The organism is Micromonospora sp. DT41 (assembly GCF_049841715.1).
Classification (GTDB): domain Bacteria; phylum Actinomycetota; class Actinomycetes; order Mycobacteriales; family Micromonosporaceae; genus Micromonospora; species Micromonospora profundi.
This window is the reverse complement of record NZ_JBNCKU010000005.1, coordinates 384,903-398,200: the sequence shown is the minus strand read 5'-3', so window position 1 is coordinate 398,200 and position 13,298 is coordinate 384,903. Positions and strand designations below refer to the sequence as shown.

Sequence of the window (13,298 nt, the reverse complement as noted above, 5' to 3'; positions counted from 1 at the left end):
TCGATGGGCCTATCCTCGCAGGAGGACTGGGGAGGAACCGTAATGGACGAGAACGCCGACCGGGATCAGGTGCCCGGCCAGCAGCCGGTGCCGGAGCGGGACATCGAACCACTCTGGCCCCCGGATCCCGCCGGCCGGGGCACGGATGTGGTGCCACCGTGGGCGGCGGTCGCCGAGAAGCGAGGCGAGCCGTCGACCGCGCCGCCGTCGGCTGTCACACCGCCGGTGGCCGCGCCACCGATCGGCCGCCCACCGGTCCCGGGGCAGCCCGGGGCCACACCTCTGCCGCCGCCGTCGCCGTCGGACTACCCGTCGCTGAGTGGTGCGGTGCCGCCGCCGACCGGCTGGGGAGCCGCCGGTCCGTCCGGTGCGGGGTCGGGCTGGGCGCCGGCGCAGCCGAGTTGGCCACCGGCGGAGCCGCCGACGCCACCGGTGTCGTCGACGCCGTCGTCGGGTTCACCGACGTCCGCCGACACGCCGGTGGGACCCGCGGCCACACATGTCGGCCCGCCGAACGGGACGGCAGCCAACCCGACCGAAGCCGGCACCGCCACGCCGGGTGCGACCGACGCGGCGGGCACCACGTTCGGGGCGACGCAGCCTGGCGGCAGGGCCTCCGTTCCCGCCCCGCCGGTCACGCCGGGCGGCGTCGACCTGGACCAGCCGTTCTCCCTGGACCGTCCCCCGGTGGCCCCCACCGTTGCACCGGAAGCAACGACCGGACCCGCCGTCGCCGGGCCGACAACACCCGCGACAGGCGAACCAGCAGCGAACGGTTCGGCACCTGACGGCGAGCCGGCACCGCAAGTCGGATCAGCATCCGGGAGCGGCGGTGGTGGGAACGGCACCGCCGTCGGGACGGCGCGGCCGGCCACCGAGTCGCCGTGGGCGTACCCGCCGCAGCGGCCTGCCAACTCGACCCCGTCGGCGCACGACGAGGCCACCACCGCGATACCTCCGATTCCTGCCCCGCCCGTCCCGCAGACACCACAGGCCGGTGGTCCGGCCGCCGGAGCTGGGCAGACGTACGCCGGTCAGACCTACTCCGGTCAGGCGTACCCGATTCCCGGCCAGGTCGGCCCGGCACCGGTCCCGCCGCCACCCGACCCGCAGCAGGCGGGCGCTGCGGCTGCTCCTCCGGGCCCGTTCCCGCCGTCACCGGGCTGGTATCCGCCGCCCTGGCAGCAGGGCACGGCCGCGGCTCCACCGCCACCGCAGGCGTACCAGGAGACCGATCCGGTGGCCCGGGTCCCGGCCGCCGGCTACCAGGACGCCACCTGGACGCCGGAGACCACGGCGGCACCGACCGCCGAGGATTTCGCCAGGCGGCGGCAGGTCCGGCCCGCCGACCCGGTGGCCACAATGGGTGTACGAGCGGTGGTCAACAAGATCGGTCTGGTCCGGCTCTCGCCGGGGCGGCACGAGCAGGAGCTCAAGCGGGACATCGAGATGGTGCGCCGCAACTTCGGCGGGTTGCGGCAGGTGACAGTCGTCAACCCGAAGGGCGGCGCCGGTAAGACGGTGGCCATCCTGCTGCTCGCCATGACGTTCGGTCAGAAGCGCGGCGGGTACGTGCTGGCCTGGGACAACAACGAGACCCAAGGCACCCTCGGGATGCGGGCCCAGCAGGATTTCCACTCCCGCACGGTGCGCGACATGCTGCGCGATCTCGGGCAGTTCCAGGGCGCGCACGGGCGGGTTGGTGACCTGTCGCAGTACGTCCGTTCGCAGGGCGAGGGGATGTTCGACGTGCTCGCGTCGGACGAGTCGGCGACCGGTGGCGAGATGCTCACGGCGGCGGCGTTCGCCGAGATCCGCGAGGTGGTCAGCCGGTTCTACAAGTTGATCTTCGTGGACACCGGAAACAACGTCCGGGCGCAGAACTGGCAGGCCTCGATGGATGCCACCGACCAACTCGTGGTCACCATGTCCGCCCGTAACGACTCGGCCGAGACCGCCGCCCGGATGCTCGACCACCTGGAGCAGAGCGGCCGGCAGCGGCTGGTTCGGCAGGCGGTGACTGTCGTGTCGATGCCGCCGTCGCGCAAGGAGATCGACCTGCCGGCCATCCAGGAGCACTTCGCGGCGCGGACCCGGGCGGTGCTGCTCGCCCCGTACGAGCGGCTCATCGACAGCGGTGAGCCGATCCGGTACGGCGGGTTGTCCTCGGCCACCCGGGACGCCTGGCTGAAGATCGCCGCCGCGGTCGCCGAAGGGCTGTAGCCACCGGAGGCCGGCCCGGTGTCGGGCCGGCCTCCGGACCTGTCAGTGGCTTGCCAGCGCGTCGGCTGCCGCCGGGTCACAGTCGCGCAGGAACTGGGCACAGCGGGCCGCCTCGTCGGCCTCGCCGATCTCGTTGGCGGCCCGGGACAGCACGTACAGGCAACGGAGGAAGCCCCGGTTGGGCTCGTGCGACCACGGCACGGGGCCGTGACCCTTCCAGCCGCTGCGGCGCAGTTGGTCCAGGCCCCGGTGGTAGCCGGTGCGGGCGTACGCGTACGCCGTCACCACCTGGCCGGTCGCGAACGCCCGCGCACCCAGCTCGGCCCAGGCCGCGCTGTAGGTCGGGAATCGGGCTGCCACCTGGGCGAACGCCTCGTCGGTGCCGGCCTCCTCGGCGCCGGCCAGGGCGGCGTCGGCCTCGCCGTCCGCAGGTAGGAGGGTGGCCGGTGGCTCTGGCAAAAGGTTCTGCATCGCCCCATTCAACCCGCTGGACAGGGCGACACGCGAGCGGGTCGGCCCACGTGTTCCGCTGAACGGCTGAGGAGTTGGTCACGCCTGAGGCCCATGCCGAAGACGGATATTTTCCGCTACAACTATTAGTCCGGAGCCTCCCCAGGAACCGGTTACGCAGGAGCCCGGTGGCCACCACCACCGGGCTCCTGTCGATTCCACCCCGCCCGAGGTTTGGCCCGCACCTGGCTGAGGGCAGGATGGCCCGGTGCCGACTCCACCTCCAGCGGACGTCATCGAGCCGCACCTGCACGCCAACGAGATCCAGACCCGGGACGAGTTCGACAGGCAACTGAGCACCGGCCGCCTCGGCGGGTTCACAGTGCAGGGGCTGCGCCTCGACCTCGCCCCGGCACCCGACCTGACCGGCGTCGAGGTCACCGGCGCCCTCTTCGTGGGTTGCCGGTTCGCCTCAAGGGACGTCGGCGCCGACCTGGTCCGGCGTGGCGCGAACGTGGTCCCGCCGTTCTCCGGGTTGCCGTATCCGACCCAACCGACGCACCTGTACACGCCGGAGGAGCTGGCCGCCGGGTTCGCCGAGGCCGGCTTCGCCGGGATGTACGACACCCGGGTGTACGAGCACTACCGCGCACACGGCGGCGCGCTGCCGGACGTGAAGGAGGCGCTCGGTCAGCGGCTGCACGACCACGGCGTCGACAACGCGCTCGCCGACGCCACCCGGGCCTGGCTGGCAGGGCACGGGCCGCAGTCGGTGGTCGGCATCATGGGCGGGCACGCGGTGCGGCGCGGCAGTCCCGCGTACCGGATGGCGGCCGTGCTGGGTTGGGAGCTGGCCCGGGCCGACCGGCTGGTGGTGACCGGCGGCGGTCCCGGCGTGATGGAGGCGGCGAACCTCGGCGCCTACCTGGCGGACCGGCCGGCGACGGATCTGACGGCGGCCATCGACCTGCTGGCGACCGCCCCGGACTTCACCGACCACCAGCGGTACACGGCGGTGGCGTTGACGGTGCGGCAGCGGTACGCGTGCCTGCCACGGCAGCGTGCCGACGGCACCGACGACGCCGGCTGGGCGCGGGCCGGCGGGCTGGCGATCCCCACCTGGTTGTACGGGCACGAGCCGGCGAACCTGTTCGCCGGACGGATCGCCAAGTACTTCTCCAACGCGATCCGGGAGGACACCATCCTGCGGCTCGCCCGAGGGGGCATCGTCTTCGCCCCGGGGCGGGCCGGCACTGTGCAGGAGGTGTTCCAGGCGGCCACCAAGACCTACTACGGCACCGACGGGGCCAGTGGCGCCTACGTCTTCCTGGACCGCGACTACTGGACCCGCGAGCTGCCCGTGGAGGCGTTGTTGCGTCCGCTGCTGGCCGCGTCCCCGTTCGGCGACCTGTCGTCGACGATCCACCTCACCGACGACGTACGTGAGGCCGTACGGCTGCTGACCACCTGACGGCGACGGCCGGCTCCCCGAGGGAGAGCCGGCCATCGGTCGGTACGTCGTTACTTGGCCATCGTGGTGCCGGTGGAGCGCAGGTGCTCGCACGCCTCGACGACACGGGCCGCCAGGCCGGCCTCGGCGGCCTTGCCCCAGGTACGCGGGTCGTACTGCTTCTTGTTGCCGACCTCGCCGTCGATCTTCAGTACGCCGTCGTAGTTGCGGAGCATGTGGTCCGCGACGGGCCGGGTGAAGGCGTACTGGGTGTCGGTGTCGATGTTCATCTTCACCACGCCGTAGTCGAGCGCCTCACGGATCTCGCTCAGCAGGGAGCCGGAGCCGCCGTGGAAGACCAGGCTGAGCGGCTTGTCCTTGCCGTACTTGGCGCCGACCGCCTCCTGGATCTGGTTGAGGATCTCCGGGCGGAGCTTGACGTTGCCCGGCTTGTAGACGCCGTGCACGTTGCCGAAGGTCAGCGCCGCCATGTAGCGGCCCTTCTCGCCGAGGCCGAGCGCCTCGACCATGGCCAGACCGTCCTCGACAGTGGTGTAGAGCTTGTCGTTGATGGCGTTCTCGACGCCGTCCTCCTCGCCACCGACGACGCCGACCTCGATCTCAAGGACGATCTTGCCCTTGGCGGCCTCGTCGAGGAGCTGGGAGGCGATCTGCAGGTTCTCGGCGACCGGCACTGCCGAGCCGTCCCACATGTGCGACTGGAACAGCGGCTCCTCGCCGCGCTTCACCCGCTCCTGCGAGATGCCCATCAGCGGCCGGACGAACCCGTCCAGCTTGTCCTTCGGGCAGTGGTCGGTGTGCAGCGCGATGTTCACCGGGTACTTCTTCGCCACCTCGTGCGCGTACGCGGCGAACGCCACCGCGCCGGTGACCATGTCCTTGATCGAGGGGCCGGAGAGGTATTCGGCGCCACCGGTGGAGACCTGGATGATGCCGTCGCTCTCCGCGTCGGCGAAGCCCTTGAGCGCCGCGTTCAGCGTCTGGGAGGAGGTCACGTTGATCGCGGGGTACGCGTACCGGCCAGCCTTGGCGCGGTCCAGCATGTCCGCGTAAGCCTCGGGGGAAGCGATGGGCATGTGATGTGCTCCTTACTTACCACTCTCGGCCGTGCTGGCCGCTGTTGTTCACGTGTGCGCCGGACCGCGCTGTCCTCCACCCGGAAGTATCCCGTAGGCGGGGTGCGCAGGGCCAATCGACCCGGTTCCAGCCGTTCACCGCTCACCAAGACTGTCCGGAACGACGACGCTGATCAGCCAGGTCACCACTGTCATCACGATCGCTCCCCAGAACGCCGCCCAGAAACCGTCCACGTGGAACGGCAGGTCGAGCCCTCGGGCGATCCGGTCGGTGAGCAGGAAGAGCAGGGCGTTGACCACAAGCGCGAACAGGCCCAGGGTCAGCAGGTAGAACACGCAGCCGACGACCTTGATCACCGGCTTGAGCACCGCGTTGATCACACCGAAGATGAGCGCCACCACGATCAGTGTCAGCGCCGTGTTGCTTCCCGAGCGGCCATGCACGTCGACCCCGGGCACGATGAGCGTCGTCACCCACAGCGCGACAGCGGTGATCACCAGCCGGATGAGGAAGCCCACGGCCCCATCCTGGCATCGGGGCGCACCTCGACGGGTTGATTCCGCCGACTCGGCTTCCGCGCGCGGTGCCGGCGCAGCCCGTACGGTGGTGGGAACCGTGCCCCGAGAACCTGGGAGGGACCAGCATGGGTCAGCCCGACGAGGACTTCGTCCCCGGCGACCACCTCGCAGCCGACGAACGCGACATTGAGGCCGAGCCGGCCGACGCCGTCGAGCAGGCGGCAGTGGTCGGCCCCACCGACGTCGACGCCGAGCCGCACCGCGGCATGGAGGTCGGCGACTGGGACGCCATGGAGCAGGCCCGGGTGGTCATCGGCGACGAGGACGACTACCGCTGATTTCGCCCGCCAGCCGGTTGCCCGTTGCGGCAGAGGTGCTCAACCGTTCGGTTCGATAGACGAAGAACGATCACGCAGGGCCACCGTGGGGGCCGGTCGTCTAACTAGGTTGGACGGGCGCCACCTGTATCCCCCACGGGAGGACCCCCAATGCTCAAGCAATCGACCCGCTGGCTGGCCGCTGTCGGCGCCGCGGGCGCGTTGGTCGCCGCGGCCGCCACCCCGGCCGTCGGCGCGGCGGCCGCGATCGAGCCCTACTTCCAGGACGCCACAGTGGCCGTCGGCGCGACGGAGACCACCCGCAACCTGTTCCTGTACGCCGACGAGCCGACGGTCCTCACCGACGTCTCTGTGCGGTACGACTACCGCTCGCTCGCTGGCAAGATCACCATTTTGCCGGCCGACGGCCAGAAGTGCACGACCCCGGAGGCGGGCGTTCTCGTCTGCGCGGAGGCGCAGGATGTCTCCCTGTACGAGCTGCCGCCCATTGGCAGTGGGCTCTACCGCGGCGTGGCCAAGCGCGTGCGCATCACCACCACCGACGATGCGAAGGTCGGCGACTCCGGCGACGTGGCTGTCAGCTTCCAGGCCGCCGGCGGTCGGCAGGGCAGCTACACCTCGCGCGTCCGCGTCGGGGAAGGCGTCGACCTGGCCGGCGGGCCGTTCACCGAGCACTCCTCCAAGCCAGGGGGCAAGTTCACGGTGCCGCTGGCCGTGGCCAACGTCGGCGACACTGTCGTCAAGGGGTTCGCGGCGGTCTTCGATCTCGCCTACTCGATCCGCACCAAGGACCGGTTCAGCAACTGCCTCTACTCCGGCGACCACCTACTGTCCTGCCAGTTCGACGAGGAGATCCCCGTCGGCGAGGGCCTTGCCACCACGCTCGACTTCGAGCTGGCGAAGGACACCTACGCCCCGTCCAACCAATCCGGCTATGCCCAGTTCATGACCACCGCCGACTTCGAGGACCTGACCCGCGTCCGGGAAGCCGCTGGCGCACGGGCGGCCACGAGCGGCGGCGGCCCGAAGCTGACACTGGCCGAGGCGCCCAGCAGAATGCGGCAGGCCGACCAGACCGACGTCGGCCCGGGCTACGACTACACCGGGTGGATCATCAAGACCACCGGAAAGAACGGCATCGACCTCGCGGCGATCGGCGCCACGCTCAAGGGCAGAGCCGGCGACATCGTCACGGCAACCGTCGGCTTCCGGAACAACGGGCCGGCCACGCTCGACGCGGTGAACGGGGACTTCGAGGCCCCCACCCACATGGCCGTCGAGCTGCCGCCCGGCACCAGCGCCGTCGAAGTCCCCGCTACCTGCGAACTGCAGCGGGGCACCCGGACGTACGTGTGCCCCTCGGAGATGCTGCTGGTGGCCGGCAAGACGTACACGATGGAGTTCCGGCTGCGCATTGACAAGGTCATCGCCAACGCCCGCGGTGCGGTGCAGGTGAACGCGCCCTGCGAGTGCCCGAGCGGCGGCATCTTCACCGGCGACACCAAGCCGGCGAACGACAAGGCCCCGATCGTGGTCAACGCGGGCCCGGGCGGCGGCGCGGGTGGCGGTGGCGGTGAGGATGACGGGGGCGCGCTGCCCATCACCGGCTCTCCTGTCGGCCTGCTGGCCGGCCTCGGCGGCCTGCTGCTCGTCGCCGGCGCGGGCGGCTACCTGCTCGCCCGACGCCGCAGCACCCGTTTCGTCGCCTGATCCATCCCGCCTCACGTGGCCCCACCGTCGCAAGGACGGTGGGGCCACGTCGTGAACAGACCGAACGTTGCGATGACGCTGATCAACCGTTCGGTTGGTCTTGGCGGCTGGGCAGCGATCAGGACAGCGGCGAACTTAATCACTTCTTAAGATCCACCCACCGTATCGACCCCCCTGTTGGAGGAATCCCCTTCATGCCCACCCACTCCACCCGGCGTTGGCTCGCCGGCCTGGGCGTAGTAGGCGCGTTCGTCGCCGCCTCCGCCAGCCCGGCCGTCGCCGCTCCTGCGACCGAGTTCGACCTCTACTTCGAGGACGTCACCGTCGCTGCCGATTCGCCTGGCGTCGTTCGGTCACCGGCGCTGTACAGCAGCGAGTCCACGGTGCTCAACAAGGTCTCGGTTCGCTACGACTACCGCAGCCTCACCGGCAAGATCACGCTGGCTGGCGGGCTCGGCAACGACTGCGCCGCCGACGGCGAAGGCGTACTGCTCTGCAATGAGTCCTTCCCGGTCAGCGTCGACGAGTTGTACGGCGGCTTCTTCAGCGAGGTCGTCATCGCGCCGACCGACAAGGCGGCAACCGGTGACGCCGGCGAGCTGAAGATCAGCGTCAAGACCGCAGGCAAGGAAATCGCCAGCTACGCCTCCCGGATCCGGGTCGGCGAGGGCGTCGACCTGCAGGGCGGCCCGGATACCACTGTGACGGCGGCACCCGGGGGCAAGTTCCAGGCTCCCTTGACGGTGATCAACGCCGGCACGACCGAGGTCGATGGTGTCGTGGCACTGTTCGACACCGACTACGGCATCCGGACCAAGGAGCGGTTCGACAACTGCCTCTACGTCGAGGACTTCCTCTTCGCCTGTGTGTTCGACGAGAAGATCCCGGTCGCCGGGCGTGCGACGGCGACCCTCAACTACGAGTTGGCCACCGACACCTACGCGCCGGGCCGCGAGTACAGCTACATCCGGTTCATGACCCCGGCCGACCTGGAGGATCTCCTCGGTATCCGCGAAGAGGTCGGTGCCGAGAAGGCCCGTCGCGGCACCGGTAAGACGCTGTCGCTGAAGACGGTCTCCGCCGCCCGTGCGGCCCGTGCCGTGCAGACCGACACCGACCCCAGCAACAACTTCAGTGGGCTGACGGTAGATGTCACCGGCAAGAACGGGGCCGACCTGGAGGCCATCGGTGCCACGCTCACCGGCAAGAAGGGCGCGGTGCTGAGCACCCCCCTCGGGTTCCGCAACAACGGGCCGGCAACGCTTGACTACATCCGCAGCGACTCCGACGTGACGTACGTCGACGTGACGGTCCCGACCGGCACCACCGCCGTTGAGGTGCCGATGGAGTGTGCGCCGCGTACCGGCGACAAGGCCGCGTGGGACAAGGCTGGCACCCCGGGTGCCGCCGCGTACCGGTGCTACCCGGGCCCGTTCGCGCCAGCCGGCGAGGAGCTGACCGGCGAGTTCACGTTCCGGATCGACAAGGTCATCGCCAACGCCACGGGCACGGTGAAGGTCAATGTGCCGTGCGAGTGCGAGGGCGGCTTCTACGAGGACCTGAAGCCGGCAAACGACAGCGCCAAGATCCTGGTGAACGCGGCCAGCGGTCAGGGCGGCGGCGAGGGTGACGATGGCGGGCTGCCGGTCACCGGTCAGTCCACCGGCCTGATCGCGGGCCTCGGTGCCCTGCTGCTCGCCGTGGGCGTCGGTGGCTACCTGGTGGCGAAGCGCCGCCGGACCCGCTTCGTCGCCTGATCCATCCCGCACCACCCGGTGCCCCGCCGACTGCTTCCGGTCGGCGGGGCACCGGCCGTTTCGGCACCGCCGAAAAGATTCCGCTTGCGGGTCACGAGGACTCGGTCCGGCGCAATGAAAGACGCGGACTTCGGTACCCTTTGTGGCCGTGGACACAGCCGAAAAGACCCGCGCTCTCACGGAGAGCGTCGCCCTGAACCCGCTCGACCCGAAGGATCTGCTGCAGACCTTCGGGCTTGTCGGTGTCTGGGTGATCCTCTTCGCCGAGACCGGGTTGCTTGTGGGCTTCTTCTTTCCCGGCGACTCGTTGCTGTTCCTCGCCGGGGTGGCCGCCTCGCCGGTGGCGGACGCCATCTTCGGTGGCGGCACGCGGCTCGCCCTGGCCGGTCTGCTGATCGGCGGGCCAATCTGCGCGATCGTCGGCGCGCAGCTGGGTCACTGGCTGGGTGCGCGGTACGGCCGCCGGATGTTCGAGCGGCCCAACTCCCGGCTGTTCAAGAGGGAGTACGTCGAGAAGGCCGAGCACTACTTCAAGAAGTTCGGCCCGTCGAAGGCCGTGGTGCTGGCACGCTTCATCCCGATCGTGCGGACCTTCCTCAACCCGGTCGCCGGTGCGCTCGGCATGCCGGCTCGGCAGTTCCTGCTGTGGAACGTGGTCGGCGCGGTGCTCTGGGTGGACGGCATCCTGTTGATCGGCTACCTGCTGGCCGATCGGATCTACAAGGCCATCGGCGACAAGATCGACCACTACATCCTGCCCGTGGTCGCCCTGATCATCGTGATCTCGGTGCTGCCGATCTTCTTCGAGTTCCTCCGTGACCGGCGGGCCCGCAAGCGCGGCGAAGCGGTAGCGGTGGTCGCGGCGGCAAGCGCTGCCGGGGCCGTGGAAGCGATGCACGAGACGTTCGACCCCCACGAGCACCCGCGCACCGGACGGGAGCACGGCCAGGAGCGCTGAATCGGAGGTACGGCGACGGCCGGCCCCTGGTGAGGGCCGGCCGTCGACATGTCATGCCCCGCCTCCGGCGGTGCGCGACCGGGGACGAGCAGGTATCACACCGGTGGCGCCACCCCTGGCTCGCCACCGGACATCGTCCCGGCGCGGGACGATGCGCAGTGCCTAATTCAGCGGGCCTTCTTGGTGGCCCGCTTACGCGGCGGAGTCAGCAGGTCGGCGATCGTCGCGATCGCACTCGGGACCAGCCGGTAGTACGCCCAGACACCGCGCTTCTCCCGCTCCAGCAAGCCGGCCTCGGTGAGGATACGCAGGTGGTGACTGACCGTCGGCTGAGAGAGGCCGAGCGGCGCCGTCAGGTCACAGACGCACGCCTCGCCCTCGGGGGCCGACTGGATCAGGCTGAGCAGCCGCAACCGGGCGGGATCGGCAAGGGCCTTGAGGACCCCTGCGAGACGCTCGGCATCGGCACGTTCGATCGGCTCACCGGCAAGCGGCGAGATCTGAGGCATAGTCATTTCGGCCAACGCAGTTCCCACGTATTCCATCCTTCCACCAGCAGCATCGATCCGCCTGCATATCAGCAGATCCGAATCGGCAAACTTTTACGCCACAAGGCCGAGGTCAGCCAACGTATAGGCCGCCTTGTACGGCAATCCGGCGGCTCGCACCGCGTCGCCGGCGCCTCGATCAACAATAACCGCCACGCCCACGACCTCGGCTCCGGCCTCGCGAAGCGCCTCGACAGCGGTCAACACACTTCCGCCCGTTGTGGACGTGTCCTCCACCGCCAACACCCGACGGCCGGCCACCTCCGGCCCCTCGATCCGCCGCTGTAGACCGTGCGCCTTGCCCGCCTTGCGCACCACGAAGGCGTCCAGGGCGCGGCCGGTCGGAGCGGCGGCGTGCAGCATCGAGAGCGCGACAGGGTCCGCGCCCAGGGTGAGCCCACCGACTGCCTCGTACTCCCAGTCAGCGGTGAGGTCGAGCATCACCCGGCCGACCAACGGAGCGGCCTGGTGATGGAGCGTGACACGACGCAGATCGACGTACCAGTCTGCCTCGCGCCCAGAGGAGAGCACGACCCGGCCGTGGACAACGGCCAGGTCGGAAATGAATTTACGCAGGTCGTCGTGGTCCCCCATGGCGATAGAGGTTACTGCGCAAGTCTGAGCGCCGTGTTCGGGGTCCACCCTGATCAGGCCCCTGAGGAACCGATGACTGGCGATGTTCGACTACGCTCAGCAACTGGCCCGCGGTCGGCGTGCCGACGTCCGCCGATGGGACGGACGGCGCGGCCGGGTCCCGGTGGGTCAGCGCTCGTCGCGACCGATCCGGCCCCGGGTGTCTCGGGCGACGGCCTCCAGGAGCCGACGCGGCGCGTGGCGCAGGCCGGCGACGGCCACCTTGTATTTCCACGCCGGAACGCTTACCAACTTGCCTTTTCGCAGGTCACGCAGGGCTTCGTCGACAACATCCTCGGCGCGCAGCCACATCCACTCAGGCGTTTTCGACATGTCGATGCCGGCTCGTTCATGAAATTCGGTGCGGGTGTAGCCGGGGCAGAGGGCCATCACCCGGACGTCGAACGGGCGCGTCGACTGGCCGACGGACTCGCTGAAGTTTGTCACCCACGCCTTGCTGGCCGAGTATGTGGAGCCGGGCATCACTGCACCGAAGCCCGCCACGGAAGAGACATTTATCACTGCCCCGTCCCGCCTTTTGGTCATCGGGCCCAGCGCCGCCAGCGTCAACCGCATGACCGCGTGCACGTTGAGCCGCAGCAGACGGGCCTCGTCCTCCGCAGTGGAGCGCAGGAACGGCTTGTTCAGGCTGATGCCCGCGTTGTTGACAAGCAGGTGCACGGGGCTTCCGGTGGTCAGCCGCTGCTCGACGATGGCGCAGCCGTCGTCGGTGGACAGGTCCGCCGAGAGCGTCTCCACCGCGCGGCCGTGCGGGGACCCCAACTCCGCGGCCAACTCGGTCAGTCGACCCGCGTCGCGGGCGACAAGCACGAGGTGCCAACCGTCGGCTGCCAGGCGTCGAGCGAAGGCCGCGCCGATGCCAGCGGTGGCCCCGGTGACCAGGGCACGTCGCTCAACGGTCGTGGGATCGGGCGTCACTGGCGGTCCTCACCTGGGCGGAACGGGGGCGCGGACGGCGCCGCCGGGGGCTGGTACGGGGCGGGCGGGGAGCCCTGATGCACGGACGGCGCCGAGCGGCGGTGTCGACCGAACCAGGCGCTCGCCGCCGGCAGGACCAACAGCGTTGCCACGACAAGGTAACCGAGCCCCTGCCCGGCCGAAAGCCCTGCGTTCAGCGGGATCCACCAGGACGGGTACGCGTCGCCGATCAGACCCAGCAACTCGGCTGTGGCGCGCTCGTCGGCGCCCAGCCGCAGCGGAGCCGAGCGCTCACCGACGAGGACCGCCACGCTGCAACAGCCGGCGAGCAGCCCGAGACCGCAGACCACCCAGGTGGCCACCCGGGCGCCGGGCCGACCGGTGAGCAGCCAGAGGGCCAGGCCCACGAGCACCAGGGCGGACAGCGCCGCGACCACCGCCGACAGCACCATCGACACGCGCAGCAGGGTCACCACGTCGTCGATCTGTTGCGTGGTGGCCGACGTGTCCCGGGCCGCCTGACGGAACGCGTCGACAGTTCCGCCCACCGTCCCCAGGCCGACAACGGCGTACGCGAGCGCGACGACCGCCATCACCAGCAGCACTGTCGCGGCCAGCAGGACCACGGCGGGCCGGCGGGCCGGTACCGATTCGGGGTACGACACGACGAATCCCT

At 70.1% G+C, this 13,298-nt stretch carries 13 protein-coding genes; 6 read left to right on the top strand and 7 right to left on the bottom strand.

Annotated features, from left to right (window positions below):
• Nucleotides 1-42: 42 nt before the first annotated feature.
• Nucleotides 43-2,223, top strand: a complete 2,181-nt coding sequence (locus ACLQ23_RS12675) for a chromosome partitioning protein (protein WP_425734950.1) — start codon at nucleotides 43-45, stop codon at nucleotides 2,221-2,223.
• A gap of 42 nt (nucleotides 2,224-2,265) precedes the next feature.
• On the opposite strand, the gene ACLQ23_RS12670 is transcribed toward ACLQ23_RS12675, so the two are convergent.
• Nucleotides 2,266-2,694 (bottom strand): DUF3151 domain-containing protein, encoded by a 429-nt coding sequence (locus tag ACLQ23_RS12670; protein ID WP_425734951.1) that lies wholly within the window; start codon nucleotides 2,692-2,694, stop codon nucleotides 2,266-2,268.
• Between the two features lie 247 nt (nucleotides 2,695-2,941).
• On the opposite strand from ACLQ23_RS12670, the gene ACLQ23_RS12665 reads away from it, so the two are divergent.
• Nucleotides 2,942-4,144, top strand: coding sequence for an LOG family protein (locus ACLQ23_RS12665; RefSeq protein ID WP_425734952.1), 1,203 nt, complete (start codon nucleotides 2,942-2,944; stop codon nucleotides 4,142-4,144).
• Between the two features lie 50 nt (nucleotides 4,145-4,194).
• Here ACLQ23_RS12665 and fbaA read toward each other — a convergent pair whose 3' ends face one another.
• Complete coding sequence (fbaA, locus tag ACLQ23_RS12660) at nucleotides 4,195-5,220, bottom strand: class II fructose-bisphosphate aldolase (protein WP_425734953.1); 1,026 nt, start codon at nucleotides 5,218-5,220, stop codon at nucleotides 4,195-4,197.
• A 135-nt stretch (nucleotides 5,221-5,355) separates the two neighbouring features.
• Nucleotides 5,356-5,739 (bottom strand): phage holin family protein, encoded by a 384-nt coding sequence (locus tag ACLQ23_RS12655; protein ID WP_425734954.1) that lies wholly within the window; start codon nucleotides 5,737-5,739, stop codon nucleotides 5,356-5,358.
• 125 nt (nucleotides 5,740-5,864) lie between these two features.
• On the opposite strand from ACLQ23_RS12655, the gene ACLQ23_RS12650 reads away from it, so the two are divergent.
• The 4 genes from ACLQ23_RS12650 to ACLQ23_RS12635 all read left to right on the top strand — a co-directional run bounded on the left by ACLQ23_RS12650 (nucleotide 5,865) and on the right by ACLQ23_RS12635 (nucleotide 10,502).
• On the top strand, nucleotides 5,865-6,077 hold the full coding sequence (locus tag ACLQ23_RS12650; protein ID WP_355630630.1) for a hypothetical protein: 213 nt from the start codon (nucleotides 5,865-5,867) through the stop codon (nucleotides 6,075-6,077).
• Nucleotides 6,078-6,227: 150 nt separating this feature from the next.
• Nucleotides 6,228-7,787, top strand: a complete 1,560-nt coding sequence (locus ACLQ23_RS12645) for an LPXTG cell wall anchor domain-containing protein (protein WP_355630632.1) — start codon at nucleotides 6,228-6,230, stop codon at nucleotides 7,785-7,787.
• 194 nt (nucleotides 7,788-7,981) lie between these two features.
• Nucleotides 7,982-9,544 (top strand): LPXTG cell wall anchor domain-containing protein, encoded by a 1,563-nt coding sequence (locus ACLQ23_RS12640; RefSeq protein ID WP_355630635.1) that lies wholly within the window; start codon nucleotides 7,982-7,984, stop codon nucleotides 9,542-9,544.
• A gap of 142 nt (nucleotides 9,545-9,686) precedes the next feature.
• Nucleotides 9,687-10,502 (top strand): DedA family protein, encoded by an 816-nt coding sequence (locus ACLQ23_RS12635; protein ID WP_355630638.1) that lies wholly within the window; start codon nucleotides 9,687-9,689, stop codon nucleotides 10,500-10,502.
• A gap of 167 nt (nucleotides 10,503-10,669) precedes the next feature.
• Here ACLQ23_RS12635 and ACLQ23_RS12630 read toward each other — a convergent pair whose 3' ends face one another.
• The 4 genes from ACLQ23_RS12630 to ACLQ23_RS12615 all read right to left on the bottom strand — a co-directional run bounded on the left by ACLQ23_RS12630 (nucleotide 10,670) and on the right by ACLQ23_RS12615 (nucleotide 13,287).
• Nucleotides 10,670-11,047 (bottom strand): ArsR/SmtB family transcription factor, encoded by a 378-nt coding sequence (locus ACLQ23_RS12630; protein ID WP_007454255.1) that lies wholly within the window; start codon nucleotides 11,045-11,047, stop codon nucleotides 10,670-10,672.
• Between the two features lie 57 nt (nucleotides 11,048-11,104).
• Entirely contained in the window at nucleotides 11,105-11,644 is a 540-nt protein-coding gene (gene pyrE, locus ACLQ23_RS12625; protein WP_053651927.1) for an orotate phosphoribosyltransferase, read from the bottom strand.
• A gap of 168 nt (nucleotides 11,645-11,812) precedes the next feature.
• The gene (locus ACLQ23_RS12620) at nucleotides 11,813-12,622 is read right to left on the bottom strand and encodes an SDR family NAD(P)-dependent oxidoreductase (protein ID WP_425734959.1); all 810 of its coding nucleotides are present in this window, start codon (nucleotides 12,620-12,622) and stop codon (nucleotides 11,813-11,815) included.
• Entirely contained in the window at nucleotides 12,619-13,287 is a 669-nt protein-coding gene (locus ACLQ23_RS12615) for a hypothetical protein (protein WP_425880677.1), read from the bottom strand. The genes ACLQ23_RS12620 and ACLQ23_RS12615 overlap by 4 nt, the downstream gene beginning before the upstream one ends.
• Nucleotides 13,288-13,298: the final 11 nt, after the last annotated feature.